Origin of the sequence: Sphingomonas sp. BGYR3 (assembly GCF_025153455.1) — a bacterium.
Lineage (GTDB): Bacteria > Pseudomonadota > Alphaproteobacteria > Sphingomonadales > Sphingomonadaceae > Sphingomonas.
Window position 1 is genome coordinate 2,238,086 of sequence record NZ_JANZNT010000001.1, and the last position, 25,321, is coordinate 2,263,406.

The 25,321-nt window shown below is 60.2% G+C and carries 20 protein-coding genes, 2 tRNA genes and 1 pseudogene; 6 read left to right on the top strand and 17 right to left on the bottom strand.

Annotated features, from left to right (window positions below):
- Positions 1-2: 2 nt before the first annotated feature.
- Positions 3-914, bottom strand: coding sequence for a tetratricopeptide repeat protein (locus NYR55_RS10560; RefSeq protein ID WP_260021636.1), 912 nt, complete (start codon positions 912-914; stop codon positions 3-5).
- Between the two features lie 231 nt (positions 915-1,145).
- Here NYR55_RS10560 and NYR55_RS10565 point away from each other — a divergent pair.
- From NYR55_RS10565 to NYR55_RS10575, 3 genes are all read left to right on the top strand, one after another.
- A tRNA-Gly gene (locus tag NYR55_RS10565) sits at positions 1,146-1,220 on the top strand.
- Positions 1,221-1,555: 335 nt separating this feature from the next.
- Positions 1,556-6,673 carry a type ISP restriction/modification enzyme gene (locus NYR55_RS10570; RefSeq protein ID WP_260021258.1) on the top strand — a complete coding sequence of 1,706 codons (5,118 nt, stop codon included), beginning with the start codon at positions 1,556-1,558 and terminating at the stop codon, positions 6,671-6,673.
- A gap of 185 nt (positions 6,674-6,858) precedes the next feature.
- A complete protein-coding gene (locus NYR55_RS10575) occupies positions 6,859-7,290 on the top strand; it encodes a hypothetical protein (protein ID WP_260021259.1) in 432 nt (143 codons plus the stop codon).
- A gap of 63 nt (positions 7,291-7,353) precedes the next feature.
- On the opposite strand, the gene NYR55_RS10580 is transcribed toward NYR55_RS10575, so the two are convergent.
- The 3 genes and pseudogenes from NYR55_RS10580 to NYR55_RS10590 form a co-directional block, all read right to left on the bottom strand.
- On the bottom strand, positions 7,354-7,857 hold the full coding sequence (locus NYR55_RS10580) for a hypothetical protein (RefSeq protein WP_260021260.1): 504 nt from the start codon (positions 7,855-7,857) through the stop codon (positions 7,354-7,356).
- A 20-nt stretch (positions 7,858-7,877) separates the two neighbouring features.
- Positions 7,878-7,973: transfer RNA gene (locus NYR55_RS10585), tRNA-Ile, on the bottom strand.
- 181 nt (positions 7,974-8,154) lie between these two features.
- Positions 8,155-8,971: pseudogene (locus NYR55_RS10590) on the bottom strand (IS1595 family transposase); the annotation flags it as partial.
- Between the two features lie 77 nt (positions 8,972-9,048).
- Between NYR55_RS10590 and NYR55_RS10595 the strand changes: the two are divergent.
- Positions 9,049-9,900, top strand: a complete 852-nt coding sequence (locus NYR55_RS10595) for a hypothetical protein (RefSeq protein WP_260021261.1) — start codon at positions 9,049-9,051, stop codon at positions 9,898-9,900.
- A gap of 43 nt (positions 9,901-9,943) precedes the next feature.
- Here the strand turns inward: NYR55_RS10595 and NYR55_RS10600 are convergent, their stop codons facing one another.
- A complete protein-coding gene (locus tag NYR55_RS10600; RefSeq protein ID WP_260021263.1) occupies positions 9,944-10,237 on the bottom strand; it encodes a hypothetical protein in 294 nt (97 codons plus the stop codon).
- Positions 10,238-10,286: 49 nt separating this feature from the next.
- On the opposite strand from NYR55_RS10600, the gene NYR55_RS10605 reads away from it, so the two are divergent.
- Positions 10,287-10,622 carry a hypothetical protein gene (locus NYR55_RS10605; RefSeq protein ID WP_260021264.1) on the top strand — a complete coding sequence of 112 codons (336 nt, stop codon included), beginning with the start codon at positions 10,287-10,289 and terminating at the stop codon, positions 10,620-10,622.
- A gap of 140 nt (positions 10,623-10,762) precedes the next feature.
- Here NYR55_RS10605 and NYR55_RS10610 read toward each other — a convergent pair whose 3' ends face one another.
- Positions 10,763-10,993 carry a helix-turn-helix transcriptional regulator gene (locus NYR55_RS10610; RefSeq protein ID WP_260021265.1) on the bottom strand — a complete coding sequence of 77 codons (231 nt, stop codon included), beginning with the start codon at positions 10,991-10,993 and terminating at the stop codon, positions 10,763-10,765.
- A gap of 162 nt (positions 10,994-11,155) precedes the next feature.
- On the opposite strand from NYR55_RS10610, the gene NYR55_RS10615 reads away from it, so the two are divergent.
- Positions 11,156-11,671 carry a hypothetical protein gene (locus tag NYR55_RS10615; RefSeq protein WP_260021266.1) on the top strand — a complete coding sequence of 172 codons (516 nt, stop codon included), beginning with the start codon at positions 11,156-11,158 and terminating at the stop codon, positions 11,669-11,671.
- Between the two features lie 56 nt (positions 11,672-11,727).
- Here NYR55_RS10615 and NYR55_RS10620 read toward each other — a convergent pair whose 3' ends face one another.
- From NYR55_RS10620 to NYR55_RS10670, 11 genes are all read right to left on the bottom strand, one after another.
- A complete protein-coding gene (locus NYR55_RS10620; RefSeq protein WP_260021267.1) occupies positions 11,728-13,182 on the bottom strand; it encodes a hypothetical protein in 1,455 nt (484 codons plus the stop codon).
- A 5-nt stretch (positions 13,183-13,187) separates the two neighbouring features.
- A complete protein-coding gene (locus NYR55_RS10625; protein WP_260021268.1) occupies positions 13,188-13,388 on the bottom strand; it encodes a helix-turn-helix domain-containing protein in 201 nt (66 codons plus the stop codon).
- 233 nt (positions 13,389-13,621) lie between these two features.
- Positions 13,622-14,827 carry a site-specific integrase gene (locus NYR55_RS10630; RefSeq protein WP_260021269.1) on the bottom strand — a complete coding sequence of 402 codons (1,206 nt, stop codon included), beginning with the start codon at positions 14,825-14,827 and terminating at the stop codon, positions 13,622-13,624.
- A gap of 318 nt (positions 14,828-15,145) precedes the next feature.
- A complete protein-coding gene (locus tag NYR55_RS10635; RefSeq protein ID WP_347709667.1) occupies positions 15,146-16,162 on the bottom strand; it encodes an NAD(P)H-binding protein in 1,017 nt (338 codons plus the stop codon).
- Between the two features lie 60 nt (positions 16,163-16,222).
- The gene (locus tag NYR55_RS10640; RefSeq protein ID WP_260021271.1) at positions 16,223-17,245 is read right to left on the bottom strand and encodes an SDR family oxidoreductase; all 1,023 of its coding nucleotides are present in this window, start codon (positions 17,243-17,245) and stop codon (positions 16,223-16,225) included.
- On the bottom strand, positions 17,242-18,426 hold the full coding sequence (locus NYR55_RS10645; protein WP_260021272.1) for a zinc-dependent alcohol dehydrogenase: 1,185 nt from the start codon (positions 18,424-18,426) through the stop codon (positions 17,242-17,244). Before NYR55_RS10645 ends, NYR55_RS10640 begins: the two co-directional genes overlap by 4 nt.
- Entirely contained in the window at positions 18,426-19,061 is a 636-nt protein-coding gene (locus NYR55_RS10650; protein WP_260021273.1) for an SRPBCC family protein, read from the bottom strand. The genes NYR55_RS10645 and NYR55_RS10650 overlap by 1 nt, the downstream gene beginning before the upstream one ends.
- A 134-nt stretch (positions 19,062-19,195) precedes the next feature.
- Positions 19,196-19,513: a GCN5-related N-acetyltransferase gene (locus NYR55_RS10655; protein WP_260021274.1), complete on the bottom strand. Its 318-nt coding sequence runs from the start codon at positions 19,511-19,513 to the stop codon at positions 19,196-19,198.
- A gap of 99 nt (positions 19,514-19,612) precedes the next feature.
- A complete protein-coding gene (gene lpdA, locus NYR55_RS10660) occupies positions 19,613-21,007 on the bottom strand; it encodes a dihydrolipoyl dehydrogenase (RefSeq protein WP_260021275.1) in 1,395 nt (464 codons plus the stop codon).
- Between the two features lie 46 nt (positions 21,008-21,053).
- Complete coding sequence (odhB, locus tag NYR55_RS10665; RefSeq protein WP_260021276.1) at positions 21,054-22,316, bottom strand: 2-oxoglutarate dehydrogenase complex dihydrolipoyllysine-residue succinyltransferase; 1,263 nt, start codon at positions 22,314-22,316, stop codon at positions 21,054-21,056.
- 6 nt (positions 22,317-22,322) lie between these two features.
- Entirely contained in the window at positions 22,323-25,253 is a 2,931-nt protein-coding gene (locus tag NYR55_RS10670; RefSeq protein WP_260021277.1) for a 2-oxoglutarate dehydrogenase E1 component, read from the bottom strand.
- Positions 25,254-25,321 lie beyond the last annotated feature (68 nt).

Consider the following 25,321-nt stretch of genomic DNA (forward strand, 5'->3'; position numbering starts at 1 on the left):
GGTCAACCGAACAGCGCGGCGGACAGGCGGCGGCGCTGGGCCGAGACCCACGGATCCTCCAGCCCCACCGCCTCGAACAGCTTGAGCAGCCGCTGCCGCGCCGCGCCGTCATTCCAGTCGCGTTCGGCAGTGATGATGGCGAGCAGCGAATCGACCGCGCCGTCGCGGTCGCCCGCCGCCATCTGACCTCCGGCCAGGTCATAGCGCAGGGCATGATCGTCCGGATTGGCCGCGACCTGCGCCTTCAGCGCGGACAGATCGTCCACCGGCTGCGCCTCGGCAGCCAAGGTGATGGCGGCCCGCGCCTGATCGACGCCGGGCAGCTTTGCCGCATCATCGGGCAGCGCGGCGAGCACGGCCGCCGCATCGTCCATCCGGCCCAGTGCGACAAGTGCGCGCAGACGGCCCGCCTGCGCCTCCGCCACATCGGGTGCCATGTCGGCAATCTGGTCAAAGATCGACAGCGCGCGTGCGGCATCGCCGCCGGCCAGCACATCGTCGCCCATCGCGATCAGCGGGGCGATGTCGTCCATGCCGTCATCCTCGCCCGGCGCGGCGGCGGACGGATCGACGGGCAACTGGCGCAGCAGCTGATCCAGCGTCTGTTTCAGCTGCGATTCGGTGCGCGCCTGCGACAGGTCGGCGACCAGCTGTCCCTGAAACATCGCATAGATGGTGGGGATCGACCGGATCTGGAACTGGGCGGCGATGAACTGATCCTTGTCGGTGTCGATCTTGGCCAGCACCACGCCCTTGTCGGCATATTCGGCGGCGACCTTGTCCAGGATCGGGGCCAGCGCCTTGCACGGGCCGCACCATTCGGCCCAGAAATCGATGATGACCAATTTGGTCATCGACGGTTCGACGACGGTCCGGCGAAAGGCTTCGACGGCTTCCTTGTCGGCAGGGCTCATTCCCAGCGTGGCCACGGCAGATGCTCCAATCATTCGGCCGGCGTGCCGGCGGTCAAGGGGCGGCCAGCGATGCGGGCCGATGTCACGACGCCCTATTTGGGACTTTCATGCCGCCAAACCAAGCCCGGAAAACGAATCGGCAAAGGGGCTTGCAAGGGGGTGGGGTGGGTGCTAGTGGCACGCGCCTTGCCCCGGTCCACCGGCATCCACTGCCCGGACCGCAATGCCAGAGCGGGCGTAGCTCAGGGGTAGAGCACAACCTTGCCAAGGTTGGGGTCGAGGGTTCGAATCCCTTCGCCCGCTCCAGCGTTTTGAAGGGTTTAGCGCCGAGACGGCGAGCCCTGCAAAAAAACGCCCCACCATATCCCCACTGGCCAGATTTGAAATTGCCTTATGCCCGCTTGGAGACGTAACGACGGCTTCAGCTCTTTTGCCAGGCGTGTCAGTTCGATCTGCGTCAATCAATCTTTGTGGATGAGCACCGGGGGGGGAGGGGTAAACTCCCAACTTCCATTTCGCGCTTAAAACCCGCCTGGCGCATGATACAAAATTTTCAAAAAATTGCTTGAGCATTCTAGGTATAGAATGGCTGGCCAACCAAGCCGCCTAGCTGAATATAAAAAACTGGAGACAGGGACACAATGACAACTCCCCTTCGGCAATTGCTTGCTCAATATCGGGCTGCATCAAAGAGCGAGCGAGAGAAGGGTACGTATTTCGAGCGTCTGGCTGTTGCGTTCATCAAGAACGACACCGGGATGCAGCAGGAATATGAGGACTGTTGGTTGTTTAGCGACTGGGCCAAGCTCAATCGGCTCGATGGCAGGGATATCGGGATTGACGCTGTTGCCAAGATCAGGGGCGAGGACAGCTATTGCGCCATCCAGTGCAAATTTTACCGGGAAGGCTATCGCATCCAGAAGAGCGATATCGACAGCTTCCTGAGTAGTGCACAGACCAAGCATTTTTCGCGCGGGCTGATCATTGAAACAACAGGGGCGCCATGGAGCGGAAACGCTACCGCCTTGTTGGACGATTTGAACGTCACGACCATTGATATCGACCGGCTGGAAGCCAGCCCGATTGATTGGGCAGCCTATTTCCAGCGAGATGAAATCCGAGTTGCCCCGCCCAAGGAATTGCGTCCCCACCAATGGGATGCTTTGAAGGCGGTTCGGGAGGGGTTGGCAGAGGCGGACCGTGGCAAGCTGATCATGGCCTGCGGGACAGGTAAGACCTTTACCGGCTTGAAGATTGCTGAGGACTTGGTTGGAGAAGGCGGCACGGTGCTGGTGCTGGTACCTTCGCTGGCATTGATGAGTCAGACCATCCGGGAATGGACGATCGACAGTCAGACCCCCTTGCGGTCCTATGCTGTTTGTTCGGACGTGCAGGTAGGCAGGCGGCGTCGCGATGCTGATGATGTTGCCGAGGTCGATTTGCATGATCTTGATTATCCGGCGACGACTAATGCGGCCAAGCTGGCGTCCCGGTCATCCCATCCGGCGGGCGACCGCATGACGGTGGTGTTTTCCACCTATCAGTCGATCCAGGTCATTTCCGACGCCCAAAAGCGGCATGGCTTTCCAGAGTTCGATCTGATCATCTGCGATGAAGCGCACCGGACGACAGGAGCAACGCTGGCGGGCGAGGACGAAAGCAACTTCGTCAAGATTCACAATCAGGATTTCATAGCTGGCAAGAAGCGCCTCTACATGACGGCAACGCCCCGCGTGTTTGGCGATTCGGTCAAGAGCAAGGCCAGCGAGGTTTCTGCGGAACTGGCATCCATGGACGATGCGGCGCTGTATGGCGAAACGCTGTTCACGCGAGGGTTCGGCTGGGCGGTCGAAAACAAGCTGTTGACCGATTACAAAGTGCTGGTCCTGGCCGTCGATGAAGCCATGGTCAGCGGGGGCGTCCAAACCCGCCTTGCGGACGGCACATCCGAGCTGAGGCTGGACGACGCTACCAAGATCATCGGCTGCTACAAGGCGCTGATCAAATCCGGCCTCAAGGATGAACTTCTTACCGATCCGCAGCCGATGCAGCGGGCTTTGGCATTCTGCAAAGATATCGCCTCCTCCAAGCTGATCCGCAGTGAGTTTGCAGCCGTTGTCAGTGAATATCTGGCGTCCGATGAAGGGCGGGAGGCGCTGGGCGATATCGAGCCACTGGAATGCGAGTTGCACCATGTTGACGGCACCATGGGGGCCAAGGAACGCGGCTTGCATCTCGAATGGCTTAAAGAAACCCATGGCGACCATATTTGCCGCATTTTGACCAATGCCCGTTGCCTGTCCGAAGGGGTGGATGTTCCTGCCCTCGATGCCATCCTGTTTATGCATCCCCGCAAGAGCCAGATTGATGTTGTGCAGTCGGTGGGGCGCGTTATGCGCCGGGCACCGGGCAAGAACATGGGTTATGTCATCCTGCCGATTGGCGTTCCGGCAGGCATGTCCCCGGAAGAGGCGCTGAACGACAACGAACGCTATCGCGTCGTCTGGCAGATTTTGAATGCGCTTCGTTCCCATGACGAACGGTTCGATGCGCAATTGAACCAAGCCGACCTTGGCGTGGATATCAGCAGCAAGATCGAGGTTATCGCAGTCAGCAACAAACTACCCGCTGGCAAGTCAGCAAAGAAGGGGGTGGCTGGCATCGGGGGCGGTGGTGCAACAGGGGACGATGAAGAGCGGACGGACGGTGACAGCAAGCCGCGCGAAAGCGTCGAAGGCCAGAACTCGTTCGTCTTTGATGAGTTCTCCCGCGCTATCATGGCAAAGATCGTCAAAAAGTGCGGACGGCGCGATTATTGGGAGGATTGGGCGGGCGATATCGCCAAGATCGCGCAGACGCACATTACCCGCATAACGGCGCTGGTATCTAAGGATGGCACGAGCGAGCGGGAGGCGTTTGACAGCTTCCTTGCCGAAATCCGGGACGATCTGAACGACAGTATCAGCCAGGCCGAAGCGATCGAGATGCTGGCACAACACCTGATCACGCGTCCGGTCTTTGATGCCCTGTTTGAAGGTTACAGTTTCGCCCGTAATAACCCTGTCTCAAAGGCGATGGAAGCCGTTCTCAGCGCCTTGGACGAACACCGGCTGGACAAGGAGGCGGATAGCCTAGAACGCTTCTATGGGTCCGTAAAACGTCGTGCGGCTGGCATCGACAATTCGGAAGCCAAGCAGCGCATCGTTGTGGAACTGTACGACAAGTTTTTCCGCAACGCCTTTCCGAAGATGACCGAGCGGCTGGGCATCGTTTACACCCCGGTTGAGGTGGTCGATTTCATCATTCATTCGGTTGATGAGGTGTTACAAGCCGAGTTCGGGCAGACGCTGGGCAGCAGGGGAGTACACATCCTAGACCCCTTCACCGGCACCGGCACGTTCATCACCCGCCTGTTGCAATCCGGGCTGATAAAGCCGGAGGAGCTGGAACACAAATACCGGCATGAAATCCATGCCAACGAGATTGTGCTGCTCGCCTACTACATCGCGGCGATCAACATCGAGGCAGTTTATCACAACCTTTCCGGCGGGCAGTACACGCCCTTTGACGGTATCTGCCTGACCGACACATTCCAGCTGTATGAGCAGGACAAGGATTTGCTCGCCAAGCTGATGCCCGACAACAGCAACCGGCGGACGCGGCAAAAGGAACTCGATATTCGCGTCATATTCGGCAACCCGCCCTATTCTGTTGGGCAGGGCAGCGCGAACGACAATGCTGCCAATCTGACTTATGCCAAGCTGGATGGACGCATTCGGGCAACCTATGCGGCCCGATCCGACGCGACCAACAAGAACGCCCTGTATGATAGTTATATTAGGGCAATCCGCTGGGCTAGTGACCGCATAGGCGACAAGGGTGTCGTAGCCTATGTCTCGAATGCTGGATGGCTTGATGCTAACACCGCTGACGGGTTGCGCCTGTGTTTGGCGGAGGAGTTCGCCAGCATTCATGTTTTCCATTTGCGCGGCAACCAACGCACGTCCGGGGAGCGTTCACGGCGTGAAGGCGGCAAGATTTTTGGTTCGGGCAGCCGCACTCCTGTTGCCATCGCTCTGCTGGTCAAGAACCCGGATGCAGCGGACCATGGGCAAATCCGTTTCCACGATATCGGGGACTATCTAACCCGAGAGGAAAAGCTGGATATCGTTGCCCGGTTCGGCAGCATCGGCGGCATTTCAAAAGCGGGCAAATGGCAGTTCATCAAGCCCGATGACCATGGCGACTGGCTGGGGCAGCGGGACAAGAGTTTCGACACCTTCATCGCAATGGGCGACAAGGACACAAAGGGCGCGACGGCGCTGTTTGCGAATTTTTCGAGAGGCGTAGCAACTGCAAGAGATGCTTGGTGCTACAATGGTAGCCGCGAAGCTGTTGAAAAAAACATGCTTGCCATGATCAGCTTCTACAACGCCGAAGTGGATCGCTTCAACAAGTCGCACCCCAATGCTGATCGCAAGGCGCGTGAAGCAGCGGTGGACGGATTCATTGACGCAGACGCCACCAAAATCAGTTGGAACCGTGGCCTCAAAGCCGAGCTGGTAAAAGGCAGGACTTTTGAGTTTGACCAAGCGTGCGTGACGCCTAGCCTATATCGTCCCTTCACCCGCCAATGGCTGTATTTCAGCCGCACATTCAATGACATGATCTATCAAATGCCGAAGCTCTTCCCTGAACGGGAAGCGACAAATCAGGCTATTATGGTGAAGGCTCGCCCCGTTGAAGGGGGGCAACTTGCGTTGATGGTCAATGCCATCCCCGAACTGCAAACCGACGGGGGAGCGCAGTGCTTTCCCGAATATCTCTACGAGGCGGACGCAGGGATAGCACAGCACAGCACAGCACAGCACAGCACAATCATATCCGACGCTGACGGAGGAACAAGAACGCAATCTGGTGATCTGCGCGTCGGGCGGGGGCCAGAAGCTGCCCTTCACGGCGCTGATGAGCAACGCCATTCCCAGCTTGCACATGGCGGATATCGAGGGCAGTCAGTGCTTTCCGATGTTCCTCTACGAGATGGAGGACGAGGAATGAGCGACAGCCAACCCGGCCTCTTTGAGCAGCCGCAGACCCAAACCCGCATAGTCCGGCGCGATGGCATTACCGATGAGGGGCTTGCCCACTTCCAAGCCGCCTATCCGGGGGAGGTGATCAGTAAGAAAGACCTGTTCTACTACGTCTATGGCCTGCTGCATTCGGAGGACTATCGCGCCCGCTTTGCCGACAACCTTACCAAGCAGTTGCCGCGTATCCCCCGCGTGAAGGCCGCTGCCGATTTCTGGCATTTCTCCAAGGCAGGCCGCGCCTTGGCGGCATTGCATGTGAATTATGAAGAGGTGGAACCGTTCCCCGTCACCATCGCCCAAGGTGCCTTGGCGCTGGCCCATATCCCGGACCCGGTAAAGTTTTACCGAGTGGAAAAGATGAAGTTCGCGGGCAAGCAGGGGAAGCACGACAAATCCATGGTCATCTACAACGCCCATATCACGATGACCGGCATTCCGCTGGAAGCCTATGACTATGTGGTCAACGGCAAGCCCGCGCTCGAATGGGTGATGGAACGCCAGTGTGTGAAAACCGACAAGGCCAGCGGGATCGTCAACGATGCCAACCGCTACGCCATCGAGACGGTAGGTGATCCCGCCTATCCGTTGCTGTTATTTCAGCGCATGATAACCGTCAGCTTGGAGACGATGAAAATCGTGCGAGGTTTACCCAAGCTAGACATTGAATGATAATCCGTTTGTTCACGGCAGTGGCCATAACAATTTTGGCCGCCTGCTCTTCGCCTGAGCAATCTGAGCCACGCCTTGATCAAATGGCGAAAGAACGAGGCTGCAATCGCTTGAATGCGGCATTATGTAGCAAATGCACCAACGTCTGGATCGATGTGATCGCCCGCTGCTCCTAATGTCATCGTATGAGCGATATTGCGTTAGAGGCGCTGAAACGGAAGCGCGCTGAGATAACCGGGCAGATCGCACGGTGCCACGCGGACCTAGCCAAGCTATCGGCGGACCTGGAGCATCTGGACGAAACGCTACGGCTGTTCGCCCCTGACTTCGTAGCGGAGAGCGTGCTGCCAAAGGTATTCACCCCTCCCAAGTCATGGAGCAAGCGAGGGGAGATGAGCCGGGCCGTCCTGTCGATCCTTCGGGTAGCGAAGGGTCCGCGATCCACGCGGGAGAATGCCGCCCAGATCGTCGCCCAGCGCGGCCTAGAGCATGACGCGGGGATATTGAACGTGATGACCCGGCGCGTCGGCCACGTCCTACGGGACAAGCGAGAGGCGTGGCTGGTCCGGTCGATTGAGGAAACCGGGCTTTGGTTGCAGTGGGAGATTGTCAGATAAATTAGGCGGCCCCGTAACACACTCTCGTTGCGCAAGTGTGTTACGGGTTGGCTGGCTAGGACCTTAAACCAGTGCTGCCGCCGTCTCCTTATCTATGGATTCCAGCGAGTACACGCCCTTGCGCCCAGGTACGGAAAAAATCATGTCCTTCTGGCACATCCGATAGAGGCGATTGTTAAGCCATGTGCGCTGATAAATTTCGCCCGTCTGTCGATACAGCGCGACGAGAAGCCGGTCGAGTGATGCAACGCCGCCGAGATCCTCTATCGTTTTGATTATCTGAAATTCTAGCTTGTCGCTGTCAGAGACGCTGAGTTCCTTTAAAAGCTCTTGCGGTAGGTCGTGAACCTCTTCCCATGTGAGAGCGAGACGCTGAGCCGCCTTAGTCGGCTTTGTTTTCTGCTCAGCTAGTACGCCGATCAGTTCGCCGTAACGCTTCATTATGGTCTGATGACGCATCGCCCGGCGATCATCGCCAGTACGTGCCGCCTGCTCAGTAAGCTGGCTATGAAACGAGATTTGCTCGTTGACAAAAGAAGTCAGAGCCTCTAGATCGTATTCCACCAACGGTTGACTCCCATGTACCCTGGCGGACGGGGTGGGATTTGAACCCACGGTACGGAGTTGCAGCTCCGTACGCCCTATTATCAGTAGGGTGCCTTAGACCGCTCGACCACCCGTCCCATACCAAGTTGTTAAACGGTCAAGCTGTATAGCTTGGGCCGATTTTGTTGTTATTGCATTAACCATTGCAAAAGTCAATGGGGATTTGCGGGAAATGTGAGAGGCGCGGGAGACGAATTACAAAATTCGTTCTATATCAATGATTTACTGCGCAAAGTTTTTTTCGAGTAAACTGAGAGTTTACAGAGTGCGCTGCCAATACCCCGCCCACTTGCGCGACACCAGGCTAGCCATAGCCGACGCACCAACCAGCATCGCCTGATCACCGTTCGACACGCGGCGGTTATCCTCGCGCCATGACGCTTCACCGGCATAAGCAAACAGACACGGCCCCGCGATATGGTGGCGCGTTCCCACTTCCATGCGCCGAAGGCGGCTGAAATAGCTTTCCGCCTGATTGGTGCAGACGCCCTTGTCCATGAACTGGACCGAGTGATTGACGCGCTCCGTCTTCCAACCGGCGTGGAGAGCATCCCAACCGGTGCCTTCGTCGGCATGGATGGTGGCGAGCGTGCCAACATGATCGCGCATGATGACAACGAACTGGCGCTTACCGGTGCGGTTGGCGACTAGGCGGCGATCCTTGCGGTCGGCCTTGGCGTTCTCCGGCTTCACGTAACCGCCGAAATATGCGCCGTCGATTTCCACCGTGCCGTTAAGCTGGCGGTTGGCCATTTCCAGTGCCATCGCTTCGCGCAGCTTGTGCGAGAGGACTAACGCAGTCTTGTATTGCACGTCCAGATCGCGGCTCACCTGGAGCGCGGAAACGCCCTTAGCGCCGTTCACAAAGATCACGATGGCGGCGAGCAGATCGGTGAACGACAGCTTGCGGCTCGCAAAGATGGTGCCGCTGGTGACGCTGAACTGGTGGTGACAGCCAACGCATTTGAAGCGGCGGCCCGACATGATGTTGTAAATTTCGACACAGCCGCACTTTGGGGCAAACCGCTTCGCCATCCGTTTCCGGCCAACGCAGCTCGCAGAACGTCTGATAAGCTTAGGCGTGATGGACTCTGAGCCGAATATCAGGAACAACATAAGTCGGGGTAAATTTACAGCGGTGTTTCTTGTCCAATGTGTAGAAGCGATTGGGGCATCGTCTTTGCGATTGGGGGATGCTTAGCACTTGCTGGACTAGGGCTGAACGCTAGCGAGGAGCGCCGCTACAACGAAGAGCGCGCCAATAGTAGCCGACAGCAAACCGATCAGATCGACCGTAACCGAGCGGGCATCCCGGCGCTTGCGGAAAGCTACATATCCAATCCCGATCCCAAGGAAGCCACAGAGACCGAACGGCGTGACTTGGCTGCACAAGAGGCGTCGGCAGTCTGGTCGTTCTGGGTTGTTGTTGTCTCGTTCGCCGGCACTGCCGTAACAGCGATCGGGACTATCCTGCTTTACGAGCAAATCAAGCTTACTCGTGAAGCGGTGAAAGACACCGGAGACGCCACGAAGGAGATGCGCGAATCGAATAGGATCGCGGTAGAGACCAGTGGTAGGCAGCTTCGTCCTTACGTTCAAATCGAGAAAATCGAGCCAGAAGAGGCTAGCCCCTCTATCGCAGAAATATGCGTAATATTGAAAAACTTTGGGCAGACCCCCGCTAGCAAAATTAGAGTCGCGTTCAGTTGGTGCTATTGTCCGAATACCCAAGACCGATGGTCTATCCCGGATGCCGAAATTGCTGTCGGCAGGGATATGGCCCCGGGCCACATTCAGCGTGCTCACATAGCGCCACAAGGATCTTGGGAGAAAGAAGCAGCTTATGTCCACGAGGGCTTGGGAGAGTTCCGCGTCGTTCTCGTGGTTAAATACTCGGGCTACGGAATTGACGGAGATGATTTCATTCGAGCCCTGATCCGGTTTGGAAGCAAAGGCCCGCACGTCGCCGTTGCAGAAATGCAAGGCCCCGTAATTAACACCTAAAGCGCAAACGATGAAAGCCGCCACCGCGAGGGATGACAGTCATCTATGCATTGGTGCATTTGCTGCATAATGCCGCTTCGATGATATGGCCCGGCATGATCTCCAGGCGAGATTGGAGGCTAGGGCGACAAGCGATGAGCCCGTTGATGATGAACGCTACGCGGAAGATGGGGACAGCGACGAAGATGATGACGCGCCTGCTGCGAGCTTTGCGGGGCGACGGTGTACCCAAGATTGTAGTGGGCATCGCGCTGGCTATGAATGGGCCGAGCAAAAGGGAATAACCGATCCCGATCAATGCGGCGGCAAGAGCCAGAGTTTTATTGAGGGTTGCCAAGCATACGCCGATAAACAGCAATCATTCTTTTGATCCTATGGTGTAAAAGATGCGTCTCCCAAAAGGCCATCCCGGTTCTTGGTTTGCTGAATGGGACGGTGAAAAAATTCCATGCATTCATCAGCATCGGATTGTGCGGGGCGTCTACGTTGATGATCGCGTCAATGGCCATACGGCATGGCCGGGCTTTATTGCTGAATTGCGATCCCAGAGACGCGCCATTGTCACTACGAGCCATCCGCCCGGACCAGACGGCATCCGCCGACGGAAATCATATGTCGGCATATGGGAGTTGGGTGAAGTCGAGGTCATCGAGCCTGCGGACGATACTGATGGGGTAATGACATTTGCCATGGGCGATTGTGTTTTGCGTTTTCGTAAATGAGGCAATTTGCATTCCGATTAGCGCCATTTTGCCCATAGCTGCGCGTACAGACGCAAAAGCCATCGATCTGGATAGTTGGTGCCGGACAGTCAAATAACGCTAAGAACGCTTTAAAATGAATACCCTTGCAGGGCGACATTCTATTGCCGCTCGGGTAGCTTGCTCGTCAGCTTAGCCACGTCGCACCGAAGAGCGATGCAGAGGCGACACAGAACTGTGAAGGTCACGTTGCGTTCCCCTCGCTCGACTGCGCCATAATATGAGCGATCCACGCCAGCAGCCAAGGCAAGAGCCTCTTGGGTCAAGCCGATAGCTTTCCGTTGTGTCCTAATCCGGTTGCCTAATTCCAGCAGGATCGCATCCTCGTCCATCGTCGAGGATAGGCCTGATCGGCGGACTATCAGTCCACGGGCATTTATACCTCATTTAGTTTTTGGCTTTATCGAGTTGGATACTGACGAATGCCCATGTCCCATAGCTCCTGACGGTTTTGCATCAGCTTCATGCATGCTTGCCTGAAGGGAATGGCAACGGTGAGGAACGCGATGGTGGATACCCGATCTGCTACGGCAGCCGATTTTGACCGTGCAGCCAATCGCAATGCCAGCGCCTTTTGGGGATGGCTAATAACAGCGGGAGTTGTCTGGTTCCTTGCCCCCTCCTGGTGGTGGGCGCTGGTACCGGGGGTGCTCTGCATGTGGAATGCCGCAAACAGCTTTGGGGCAACACGAGCGGCTCAGGCTCTTCGTAACGGCACCTTTCGCATCGCCAACCCCAACAACGGTGCACCGAATGGGGATGCTTCAAGCGTTGATGAAGAAGCGCACGATGATGAGATGCAGGCTGTCATCGAGGTTGAGGCAACCGAAATGTATGCCAAAACCCTTACGCGTCTTGCCGACCGTACTGCGCAGTTGGCAGCCATGAGCGCCAGCCGTCCATCTGAAAGCGAGCAAGAGCAAATGTATCGGATGGGAATGGCTGACGCCCAGCAACTGCTTGCCGACGAGCTGCGGAAACTCGCCAACAAGGCATATGGATCGTTATGAGTTCCTAGAAAGGGTTCAGGGGTGGGGGTCTATACCCCTTAGCTTTGGGTGCGATGCTAAACCTTGTTAAGCACCGGCATGAAACCCAGCTGTTGTTGATAACATCCAATCATCAAATCCCTCAGCCTCTCTTCCTTGTCTGCTGTTGTGATGAATGAGTCGTGGATGGGGAGGATGGTCCACCCCTCCACAATGGCTGACCAGACGATTTCAAGGGCAATGTCTGACTCCAATCGCATCAACCGGAACCCGGCTCCTGTGTTGAAAGAGGCGGCAATGGGCTGATGCTTGGCTTCCAAGAACGGCAGGATATCTGACGGCTTCACGCCGATTGGGAGAACGACGTCAGGGGGTACCTCGGCTAAATCCGCCCTTCCCTTGCCGTTGATCAACAGGTTAAACAGCCATTTTGCGCATTTGCGGCTGGAGCCTGCCGGCATCAAACCATCTGCTTCGTACTGGGCAATCTCTGGAATGAAATACGGGGCTTCGACCTCCAGCCCCTGCTGGTGATACAGCATCCGGGGAAAGCACTCCCCGTAATCCAGCTCAATCGTTGGCCGACCCTCAATCGTGATCGACGTTCGCAAGGCTGAGGGGATGTACATCCACCATGCGCCAAACAGCCGACCCCCTTCGTCAAACCGAGGATCATCCCGGTTGCCATTATTGAACCGTCGATACAGGTCCGTTCGGATCAGCTCTGGCAGTCTATAGGGCGGACCCTGATTTCCTCGATCTTGGTTCAGCTTTTCAACCAAATCGTCCATGCCGCCAGGCGGTAATGCAAGGCCGATGCGTTGCTGCCGATAATGGGCATTGATCACTTTCAGACAATCACGCCAATCGGTTGTTTCAACGGTATCATTAAAGGGGATCGCCTCCGCCTTGCCAGCTTGGACCAGTTTTCTTTCCTGCCAATCATACTTCCTTGCTGGTTTTGGGCCATACAATCGGACGAGTTGATCAGCCGGAAGGCGGTGGCACACAGTATCGCTTGAAACACCGAATTGCTCGGCGGTTTCGATCAGCTTGTCGGTGGGGGCATAGGATGATGCCCAGCCAGGACGCTTCCCGTTTCCGGGCATTGCCTTGCCTTTGATGGAAACAAGCATTCCCGCATCGACCAGAGCATCGACACCCCTCCCAAGCGAGCCATGCTGCATCCACGATGGGCAATCGACATACTGCCTTGCATCCGCCTTACGGAAAAACAGTACCGCGCCGTTGTGACGGTAGAAGTGCGCTAGGATGCCGTTGGCCAGGATGGCGCATATGCGGCGAGAATGGTTTTCCTCGTTCTTGAGCGACCTTTTTCGCTTAGGCGGTTTGAGGCGATCCAGCTCGCACAGGATGTGCTCGGCAAATGCACTGCCCTCCGGATGTCGGAGTTCCAAATATGGATCGAAAAACACCCCCCGGCCGGGTTCGAGGATCTGCGCTGCTTTATCTTCTTGGACCGCATTCTGCGGATGGCCAACGGGGCGTAGCCCGTGATCGACGGCATCCATGACTATCACCCCTTAAGAGCCGCCACGAACGCTTCCACGTCGTCGCGGGAATAACGCGGGCAGGCACCGATATAGCGGGGTTCAAGATCGAGAATGCAGGGCAGGCCATGCTTGCGCCGATGGCGCTGTCCCCTTACCCATTCGGGGGACATGTTCAGGATTTTGGCGATGTCTTTGTCGGCATAGAATTCAGGTGTCATGTTCATAGGAGGCTTCACTTTCCGTCTTTTTAAGGTGACGGTTAGTTTAGCCGGGTCGCTTCAGGTCCCTGCCAATAAGGGACCCTTACCAACGGACGCCCGGTTAACGCCTTCCAAATACCCATGTCAGCATTCGGCAGATCAAGTGTCCCGCGACATAGAGCCGCTTATCGCCTGATCATGTGACTGGTTCATCCACGCATAACTGACGTTCAAATGGAGTCCAGAAACATTAATGGTTAAAGCTGCGAGAAAATTCCGGCCGCCTCCTTGTCGCCGCGATCGACTGCATAATGCTTCGCAAGCATGGCGGTGCCGGTATGGCCAAGGCGCCCAGCGACTGTGCGAACATCTACGCCTCGTCCGATCAAGATTGTCGCATGGCTGCGGCGAAGGTCATGCAAGCGCACGTCCCCCAGTCCAGTTGCTTTCCATAGCGAAGTGAGAGCGCGTTTGAGTGTCGTCAGTGACACGGGGAATAGCCGGTTATCGCCGTCCTCCCGAGGCAATGCTTTTAGCGCCGTCAGGATACTCCGCATTTCTGCCGTGCAGGTGACGTAGCGAGACTTGCCGTTTTTCGAGTTCAGCACTTCGACAACGGTATGATCTGCATCCACCTCCCGCACATTGTCCCATTCCAGCGCCAAGATTTCCGAACGGCGCATGCCGGAGTTGTATGCCCAAGCGACGAAGTGCCTCAGCCAGCCACGTTTCTCATGTGGCATCAATTCGCGCCGCTCTTCTTGCTCCTGTTCGATCCGGTCGCAAGTTTGCAGAATGACTTGCCATTCCTGTTCGGTCACAAACCGCTGTCGCTCTTCACCCGCCTTGACCCGCTTGGCGTGCTGCGATGGATTTGCGGCTATCAAGCCCTCTTTCACCGCTTCATTCATTATCGAATTGAAGGTGTTCAGTTGCCGTTTGACGGTAGCAGGGGCGAGTGTGGCACTTTGCTTTCCAATCCAGCGGTTCACGTCCGCCACCGTGATCGCATTCAAAGCAATCTTTCCGAATGTTGGATTGAGCGCAGATTTCACGTGGCCGTTGCTGATCCCGTAGCCTTTGAGCGTCGGCTTGCGTCGTTCCAGCCATGCAGCCGCATAGGCCGCGAAGGTTTCGACCTGTGCTTGTTCCAGCGGCTCATTCCGATCCGCCAAGCCCTGTAGGCGGTCCCGTTCGGCTTCAAGCTGTTGCCACGTCCATGATGCCCTGTTGCCCGCCTTATGCTCGATGGAGCCGCCGGGAGGCACTGAGCGGTTGTTATAGCTGCCCCCGTGAGGGAGCCGGACCTTGATCCAGACTGTGAAGGACTTTGCACCCCGGAAAAGCCCGATCCCGTCGCAATAGACCGGGCGCTTGGTCATCACGTCGGGGAGTGACGCTTCCAAAGCCTCATATTTCGCATATCGACCTGGCCGACCGATTGGGCGCTTAACTCCTGCCATGTCCAAACCCTTCCCGGTTGCATTGCAAGCCGCCTAGCATCAATTCCAGTGGGGAATCGAGTGGGGAATTTTGAGATGGTGCGTAATGCGGTGCGGATTTCGCCCCACTGAATCCCCACTGGGAACGCTCAAAAAGATCGGTAAACCTCGAAAACGGCTAAAACACTGGTATTTGAAGAATGGCAGAAATCCGGGAACGGCATGAACGGAGATAGCGCCAAAAACTGGTGATGCCGACCTTGCCAAGGTTGGGGTCGAGGGTTCGAATCCCTTCGCCCGCTCCAGCGTTTCGCGGCGATTGCCGCGCCGCATCAGCAATCAGAACACAGCATGGTCGCCGCGGTCTGCGCTGGCGCGTCCTTCGATGATCGAACGGTAATGGTCGATGAGCGTATCGGTGCCCGTTTCCGGCGTTGCATCGGCGTCATAACGGCCGGTTTGCGGATTCAGCACCAGCATGGATTGCGTCGCATAATAATGGCCGATGCGCGCCAGTTCCGCCTTTGCGGCGAGCGCGGGGAACATCCGGCCCGCCATGCCAAGCCCGGATGCGATGGCGGAAAGCAGGCCGGGCGGGACCGAACGGAAACGGGGCGGCATGCCCAACAGGTCGAACAGGGCCATGCCCTGATCGCGCGGCGTCCGGGCCGGGCCGGGGCCGCCGATCGGCAGGAGGCGATTCGTCCGGTCGGGATTGCTGAGACAGTCGACAAGGTAGCGCGCAAGATCCCGGTCGCTGATCGGCTTGCACGCCGTCAGCGTGCCGTCCCCGAACAGCAGGAACGGCTTGCCCGCCAGCACCCGGCCGATCTGGCCCGACAGGGATTTGAAAAAGGCGGTGGGCCGGACGATGGACCAGGCAAGGCCGGATGCCATCAGCTCCGCCTCGAACGCCAGCTTGGCATGCTGAAAGGCGAGCAGGGGCCGCTGAACGCAGATGGCGGACAGCAGGACGAAGTGCGCCGCGCCCGCCCGTTGGGCTGCGGTCAGCAGTGCGAGATTGGCGGCGTGATCGACCGCCCAGGCATCCGCCGGAACGCCGCTGCGCGACGCCATGCAGGAGATGACGGCGTCCACAGCACCGCCTTCAAGCCATGGCCGATGATTGTCATCCGGGCCGACTGGATCGAAGCGACAAGTGTCGATGCCCGCCGGCAAGCCTGACGATGACGGTCGATCCGGACGGGTCAGGCACAGGACCCGGTGGCCGCGCATCACGAGTTCGGCCACGGTGGCCCTGCCTATCGTGCCCGTGCCACCCGCGACCACGACCCGCAGCGGCCGGGACGGCGTGCGTTCCGGCATCCCTGCGGCTTTAGTTGGCGAAGCGTCCATTCCGCGCGACTGTCGCCCATCCGCTGTCGGACAACAAGAGCAGGACAGATGGTCTTGTCGTCAGTCGCCGGTCCGGTGCATCCGACCGCGGAGCATCCAATAGGCAAGGCCGCCAGCAACCAGTGCCCCGCCCGCGATACGCGCCGGGTGGAGCTGTGCGGCTAGCGCCAGGCTGGATTGCCGGACGAAGCGCCGCTGATTGGACGCCACGCGCCCGTCGCTGCGCGGTTCGAACAGGTTATCCGAAGTACCCGGTTCCGGCGGCTGATCCGTGGTCTGGTTCCATCGGCCGAACAGCTTGGCGATCGGCCAGTCCGACAGGCCGGGCACCAGATTGCCGACGATGGTGGCCGACATGCCGGCCCCGCCGACCAGCAATTCGCGGCGGGGATTGGCAGCGGCAAAGCAGATGGCCTTTGCCACCAGATCGGCGCTGTACAAGGGCGGCGGGATCTGGGCCGGTTTGCCCAGCCGGTTGCGGGCGTGTTCGGGATAGGGCGTGTCGATGCCGTGGGGCTTGATCAGGGTGACCTGGATTGGCGCCCCTTCCTGTTGCAACTCGCTGCGCAGCGCCTCCGTAAAGCCCAGAACTGCGTGCTTCATGGCGGAATAGGCGCCCTGCAGCGGGGCGGCGCGTTCGGACAGGACCGATCCGACATTGATCAGCGTGCCGCCGCCGGTCGCCTTCATCTGTTCGACCGCATGCAGCGATGCAGCGACAGTGGCGAAATAGCCGACGTCGAACACCCGGCGCTGTTCGTCCAGCGTGGTCTGATCCAGCCGGGCGAACAAAGCGACGGCCGCATTGTTGACCCAGGTGTCGATCGGGCCAAGCGATGCCAACGCCTTGGCGGAGATCCTTTGCGCTGCGTCTGCATCGGCAACATCCACCGCCAGATGGTCGGCGGTGCCGCCCGCCTGACGGATATCCGCCACGGCCTGTGCCAGCGCATCGTCGTTGCGCGCCACCAAGAGCACCTTCGCGCCAGCCGAGGATGCCATGCGTGCGGTGGCCAGGCCGATGCCGGACGACGCGCCGGTGATGACCATGACCTGCTGGTTCAGGGGTTTCTGCCGGATCATGCCGCCATCCCCGGCTTGAGCACGATCTTGGTATATTCATTCTGTTCGTCGCGGAAATGGCGATAGCCGTCCGCTGCCTGTTCGAGCGGCAGGCGGTGCGAGATCAGGAAGGTCGTGTCGATCACTCCATCCGAGATCATCGCCAGCAGGTCGCCCATATATTTCTGCACATGGGTCTGACCGGTCCTGAGCGTGACGCCCTTTTCCATCACCGCGCCGATCGGGAACTTGTCGGTCAGGCCGCCATAGACGCCAGGGACCGAAATCCGTCCGCCCTTGCGTACCGACAGGATCGCCTGTTTCAACGCCGAGGTCCGGTCCGCCCCGATACCGATGGTCTGTTTGGCGATATCGATCATGTTGTCGATGGCGAAGCCGTGCGCCTCCATCCCGACCGCGTCGATCACCGCATCCGGCCCAACGCCGCCGGTCATCTCGGCAAGTGCTTCGCGCACACGGGTTTCGCGGAAGTTGATGATGTCGCAGCCAAGGCCGCGCGCCAGTTCGAGCCGGCGGGGATAATGATCGATTACGATGACGCGTTCCGCACCCATGATGCGGGCACTTTGAGCGGCAAACAGGCCGACCGGTCCCGCGCCCCAGACGGCAACGGTATCGCCCGGCTCGATCGCGGCGTTTTCCGCCGCCATCCAGCCGGTGGGAAGGATGTCGGACAGGAAAAGCACCCTGTCGTCGTCCAGCCCGTCATCCTCGATAACGATGGGTCCGACATCGCTGAACGGGACACGGACATATTCCGCCTGTCCGCCCGGATAGCCGCCGGTCAGGTGCGAATAACCGAAGATCCCGGTCATCGGATAGCCGTAGATGGTTTCGCCCATTTCCTGGGTTTCGACCGGATTGGAATTGTCGCAGGCGCTGAATTGCTGCTTGCCGCAGAAATAGCAGCTGCCGCAGGAGATGGTGAACGGCACCACCACGCGCTGGCCGCGCTTCAATGTCGAGCCTGGGCCAGTTTCTTCGACGATGCCCATGAATTCGTGGCCCAGAATGTCGCCCGGCCGGGTGCCGGGGATCACGCCGTCGAACAGGTGCAGGTCGGATCCGCAGATCGCCGTACTTGTCACCTTGATGATCGCATCGCGGGGATTGACGATCATGGGGTCCGGAACCGTGTCGACGCTGACATTCTTGGTTCCGTGAAAGCAAAGGGCGCGCATCAGACCGTCTCCTCATGATCAAGGCGGTTCCTGGCGGTGGCAACCTCACCGGTTTCCATCAGCATCTTGAACCGCCGCAGGTCGCGGCGCGACTGGATCGCCGGTTCGCGCTGGAGCAGGCTGGCCACAGCCTGTCCGACCACCCCGAGCGGCGGCTGATAGGCGATGACCAGTTCGACATAGGTGCCGCGATTGGCCGGGGCATCGCGGAAGGTAACGCGGCCCTCGGTTTCGATCTCTGACGCTTCGGTGGAGCGCCACGCGATCAGTTCGCCCAGCCGGTCCTGTGCGACGATGGTTTCCACGCTGACCGTACCGCCGCCCGGCGCCTTGATCCGCCACCCACTGCGTTCATCGTCGATCCGCTCGACGGCTTCCAGATTTTCCATGACCAGCGGCAGGTTGCTGAAATCTCGCCAGAAATCGTAAAGTTCGCTGCGCGATGGCTTTGCGATCAGGACCGTCTTGCCGGTGACCCGTTTGTCGTCCGAAGGCTTGCGCCGGGCCGTTCGGCCGGGCGCGTCATCATGCGATCCTGTGCCGCTCCGCGTGCGGCTGCCGATGGCCAATAGCCCGCCGACAGCCGCAGCCACACCGATGGCCGCGCCCGTCAGCGCCAAATTCTTGCGCTGCATGGGATTATCCCCTGTTTGTCCGGTTGTTGCGCAGTGAGCGCATCAGGCGGCCGAGGGTTGCCTGCAAATGAACGATTGCGATGAAGCGACAAGCGAGCGCGATCAGCCGAGCCGGTCAGGACGGCTTTGCCGGGTCAGCCTGCCGCTTCCTGCTTGCGACTGCGTCGCCATGCGATGGACTGTCGGTTCAGCGCGGGCAAGTCGGCGGTGCCGGCCAGCACCGCCTCCCCCAGCGCCACGGCGCGGGCGAGCAGGGCGGCATCCGCATGGGCATAGGCCGGGCGGCCAGCGATGTGATCGTACCAGACGCCGCCTGCCGCATGATCGAGCAGCACGCGCTGAAAGCAATGATCGGCGCGGATCGGCCAGCGACGTGCACTGGCAATGCCGGGAAGGTCTTGGCGGGTCAGCGCCAGCCAGCGGGATTCAAGCGCGGCGCGGTCGGTGATCATGGCAATTCGATTATCCGGCCGGACGGCACGGGCAAAGCCCATGCCGTCCGCGTCTTGTGCGCCCGGGATCAGCAGGGCTGATCCCTTCGCCGACGCGGATCAGATGTGGATCGGCTTGCCCATCACGGCCATCGCCGCTTCCTTCAGCGCCTCCGGATGCGTGGGGTGGGCGTGGCAGGTCAGTGCGATATCCTCGCTCGTCGCACCAAACTCCATCGCCTGCGTCGCCTGAGCGATCATGGTGCCCGCGACCGAGGTGATGATCCACACGCCCAGCACCTTGTCCGTCTTGGCATCCGCGATGACCTTTACGAAGCCGTCCGGCTCGTGGTTGGTCTTGGCGCGGCTGTTGCCGGCCATCGGGAACTTGCCGACCTTGACCTCGCCCTTTTCCTTGGCCGCTTCCTCGGTCAGGCCGATGCCCGCGATTTCGGGCATGGTGTAGACGACCGACGGGATCAGATCATGGTTCACGATACCGTGCAGACCGGCGATGTTTTCGGCAACCGCGATCCCCTCATCCTCTGCCTTGTGGGCGAGCATGGGGCCGGGGACGACGTCGCCGATCGCCCAGATGCCGTCGACGGCGGTCTTGAAGCTGTGATCGACCTCGATCTGGCCACGCTGGTTGACCGACAGGCCCGCCTTGTCGAGCGACAGGCCGTCGGTGTTGGGCCGGCGGCCGATGGCGACAAGCACCGTGTCGGCGGTCAGGGTTTCGGCATCGCCGCCCTTGGCCGGTTCGATCGTGACGGTCGCCTTGCCGCCATCCACCGCAACACCGGTTACCTTGGTGCCGGTCTTGAATTCGATGCCCTGCTTCTTGAACAGCTTCAGCGATTCCTTGCGCACATCGCCGTCGAAGCCTGGAAGGATCTGGTCGAGATATTCGACCACGGTCACCTTTGCGCCCAGCCGCTTCCACACGCTGCCGAGTTCAAGGCCGATGACGCCGCCGCCGATGACGACGAGATGCTCAGGCACCTTGGGCAGTTCGAGTGCGCCGGTGGAATCGACCACGACCTGCTGGTCCACCTCGACGCCGGGCAGCGGGGTGACGGAGGAACCGGTGGCAATGACGATGTGCTTCGCGCTGACCGTCTGATCGCCGACGGTGACGGTGTGGGCGTCGGTGAACGCGGCGCGGCCCTTGAGCCAGGTGACCTTGTTCTTCTTGAACAGAAACTCGATGCCGCCGGTCAGGCCCTTCACCGCATCCAGCCGCTGCGCGTGCATGGCGTCGAGGTCGAGGCTCACCTTGTCGAACTTGACGCCCAGCTTGGCCAGCTTGCCGCCGGCCGCTTCCTCGAACAGCTCGGATGCGTGGAGCAGCGCCTTGGACGGGATGCAGCCGACATTGAGGCAGGTGCCGCCCAGCGTCTCGCGGCTTTCCGCGCACGCGGTCTTCAGCCCCAGTTGCGCCGCGCGGATCGCAGCGACGTACCCGCCGGGACCGGCACCGATCACCAGGACGTCATAGTCATATTCAGCCATGTTCTGCTCCATTCGCCCCCGGCAACATGGGGGCGGTTTGGCGAAATTACAGGTCGATCAGCAGCCGGGTCGGGTCCTCGATCGCGTTCTTGATCGCGACCAGGAACGTCACCGCCTCGCGGCCGTCGATCAGGCGGTGGTCGTACGACAGCGCCAGATACATCATCGGGCGCACCACGACCTGGCCGTCGCGCACTACGGGGCGGTCCTCGATCCGGTGCAGGCCCAGCACTGCGCTCTGCGGCGGGTTGATGATGGGCGTCGACATCAGCGAGCCGAACACACCGCCGTTCGAGATGGTGAAGGTGCCGCCCTTCATCTCGTCCATCTTGAGCGTGCCGTCCTTGGCGCGCTTGCCGAAATCGCCGATCGTCTTTTCGATGCCAGCGACGGTCAGGCTTTCGGCATTGCGGATCACCGGCACGACCAGACCCTGCGGCGCGGAAACCGCGACCGAGATGTCGGCATAGTCGTGATAGACGATTTCATCACCCTGGATCTGCGCATTGACGCCGGGAATGTCCTTCAGCGCCTGGCACGCGGCCTTCACGAAAAAGCCCATGAAGCCGAGGCGGACGCCGTGCTTTTTCTCGAACAGGTCCTTGTACTTGGCCCGCGCCTCGATGACCGCGGTCATGTCGACATCGTTGAAGGTGGTGAGGAGGGCGGCAGTGTCCTGCGCCTCTTTCAGCCGCTTGGCGACGGTCTGGCGCAGGCGGGTCATGCGGACCCGCTCTTCCCGGCGACCCGGCGCGCTTTCGCTGGCGACCGGCGCGGATGCTGCGGCGGGAGCGGGCGCCGCCGGGGCGGGCGCGGCCGACTTGCCGGCAGCAGCGGCCTCGACATCTTCCTTGGTGATGCGGCCGTCGCGGCCCGTGCCCTTGATCGAGGACGGATCGACGCCGAGTTCCAGCACCGCACGGCGCACCGCCGGAGACAGGGCCGCAGCGTCGAGCGCCGGGGCCGACGCGGCGGGAGCGGCAGGCGCAGCCGGAGCGGCAGGGGCAGCGGGAGCCGCCGGAGCCGCAGGTGCCGCCTCCGCCTTGGGGGCGGCCGGGGCCGCAGCGGCGCCGCCAGCGTCGATCATCGCGATGACCGCGCCGACCTGAACCGTGTCGCCCACCTTGGCCATATGTTCGCCCATCACCCCGGCGGCGGGGGCGGGCACCTCGACCGACACCTTGTCGGTTTCGAGGCTTGCGATCGGCTCGTCAGCGGCGACGGCATCGCCCGGCTGTTTCAGCCATTCGCCGATGGTCGCTTCAGTGATCGATTCGCCCAGAACGGGCACTTTGACTTCGGTTGCCATCGTTTCTTATCCCTTCCGCGTCCGGCGGACTTCTTCGCGTACATTATGGCCCAGCGCATCGGCGATCAGCGCGCCCTGCTCCAGCTGGTGCCGCTTCATCAGGCCCGTCGCGGGCGATGCGGCGCCCGCACGGCCGGCATAGCGCGGCCGCTGGGGCTTGACGCCGGCATCGATCAGGCACTGTTCGATCAGCGGTTCGACAAAGAACCAGTAGCCGTTGTTCTTCGGCTCTTCCTGCGCCCAGACGACCTCTTCAAGGTTCGCCATCCGCTTCAGCCGCACGGTCAGCGGATCGCCGGGGAAGGGATAGAGCTGTTCGATGCGGACGATGGCCGTGTGCTTGTCCTCTGCCGCGTCACGCGCTTCCATCAGGTCATAGGCGACCTTGCCCGTGCACAGCACCAGCCGCTTCACATCGGCATCGGCCGGCCCGTTGGGATCGGACAGGATGCGCATGAAATGCGTGTCGTCCAGGAAGTCCTGCGTTTTCGAAACCGCCATCTTGTGCCGCAGCAGCGATTTCGGCGTCATCAGCACCAGCGGCTTGCGGAAATTGCGGCGCATCTGGCGGCGCAGCAGGTGGAAATAATTGGCGGGTGTGGTCACGTTCGCGACCTGCATATTGTCCTGAGCGCACAGTTGCAGGAAGCGTTCCGGCCGGGCGGAGCTGTGTTCCGGCCCCTGACCCTCATAGCCATGGGGCAGCAGCATGACGAGGCCGTTGGCGCGCAGCCACTTGATCTCGCCCGCGGCGATGAACTGATCGATCATGATCTGCGCACCATTGGCGAAATCGCCGAACTGCGCCTCCCACAACACCAGCGTCTTGGGGTCGGCCAGCGCATAGCCATATTCGAAGCCGAGCACGCCATATTCGGACAGCGGGCTGTCCAGCACCTCGAAACTGCCGTGCGGGATTTCCATCAGCGGCACGTATTTGTGCTCGTCGGTCTGATCGACCCAGACGGCGTGCCGCTGGCTGAAGGTGCCGCGCCCGGAATCCTGACCCGACAGGCGGACCCCGAACCCCTCGGACAGCAGCGAGCCGAACGCCAGCGCCTCGCCGGTCGCCCAGTCAAAGCCCTCACCGCTGGCGAACATCTGCCGCTTGGCATCGAGGACGCGGGTCAGCGTCTTGTGAATCTGAATGCTGGCCGGAACCTCGGTCAGCGTGCGGCCCAGGCTGTCGAACAGCTTGCGATCGATGCCGGTATCCACGGCGCGGCGCGCGCTTTCGGGGTCGGCAGGCGCGGACAGGCCGGACCAGCGCCCGGCGAACCAGTCCGCCTTGTTCGGCTTGTAATTGGCACCGGCCTTGAACTCGTCTTCGAGCAGGTCGGTGAACTGCTTCACCTTGCCCTCGACAAAGCTGGCGTCGATCACGCCCTGGCTCGACAGTTTCTGGCCATAGACGTCGCTGACCGGCGGATGCTGGCGGATCTTTGCGTACATCAGCGGCTGGGTGAAGCTCGGCTCGTCGCCCTCGTTATGGCCGAAGCGGCGATAGCACCACATGTCGATGACGATGTCGCGGTGGAACTTCTGCCGGAACTCGATCGCCATCTTGCAGGCAAAGGTCACCGCTTCCGGATCATCGCCATTGACGTGCAGGATCGGCGCCTGAACCCCCTTTGCCACGTCCGACGGATAGGGCGAGGAACGGGCGAATTGCGGCGAGGTGGTGAAGCCAACCTGATTGTTGATGATGAAGTGGACGCAGCCACCGGTGTTGTAGCCACGGATGCCGGAAAAGCCGAGGCATTCCCAAACGATCCCCTGGCCAGCGAACGCCGCATCGCCATGGATCAGCACGGGCAGCACCTGCTCATGCGCCTCAAGGTCGCCGCGCATCGTCTGAAGCGCGCGCACCTTGCCCAGCACGACGGGATCGACCGCTTCCAGGTGCGAGGGGTTGGCCACCAGCGACATATGGACGGTGGTGCCGTCAAATTCGCGGTCGGTGCTGGACCCCAGGTGATATTTGACGTCGCCCGAACCGCCGATTTCATCGGGGTTGGCCGATCCGCCGGCAAATTCGTGGAAGATCACGCGATAGGGCTTGCCCATCACATTGGCGAGCATGTTCAGCCGGCCGCGATGGGCCATGCCGTACACGATTTCGCGCACGCCCATCTGGCCGCCATATTTGATGATGGCTTCCATCGCAGGGATCATCGCTTCGCCGCCATCCAGGCCGAACCGCTTGGTGCCGACATATTTCTTGCCGAGGAATTTTTCCCACTGCTCGGCCTCGATCACCTTGGACAGGATTGCCTTCTTGCCCTCTGGCGTGAAGTCGATCGCCTTGTCCTGACCCTCGATCCGGTCCTGAAGGAAACGGCGCTCCTCCACATCGGCGATGTGCATGTATTCCAGGCCGACATTGCCGCAATAATTGCGGCGCAGGATATCGACCAGTTCGCGGACCGTCGCGGTCTGCAGCCCCAGCGCGCCGCCCAGATAGACGGGGCGGTCAATCTCGCTGTCGGGAAAGCCGTGATATTCGGTTTTCAGGTCGTCCGGCAGCTCGCGGTTGGACAGGCCGAGCGGATCGAGATTGGCGGCCAGGTGCCCGCGCACGCGATAGGTGCGGATCAGCATCATCGCGCGGATCGAATCGCCCGCGGCCTGCGCGATCTGCTCCGCCGAGGGAGCCGCGGCGGGCGCGGCCTTGGCCGGGGCGCCGGGCCGTGCGGGCTTGGGCGCGGCCTCCATCTGGGTGGGGTCGAGACCGGCGGTCAGCGCATCGGTTTCGGTCAGCGGCCAGCCCTTGCGCTGCCAGCTTGGCCCGGACACCGCGCCCTCCAGCCCGTCGAACCAGGCCTGCCAGCCCGGTTCGACCGAGCCGGGATCCTGCCGATATTTGGCGTAGAGCGATTCGACGAACGCGGGGCTGACCCCGGCGACGGCATCGAAATCCAGACCTTCGTAACCCATGACAACCTCCATCCCTCTCCCGCTGGCGGGAGAGGGTTGCGCAGACTTGGCCCGGACCTGATCCGGGC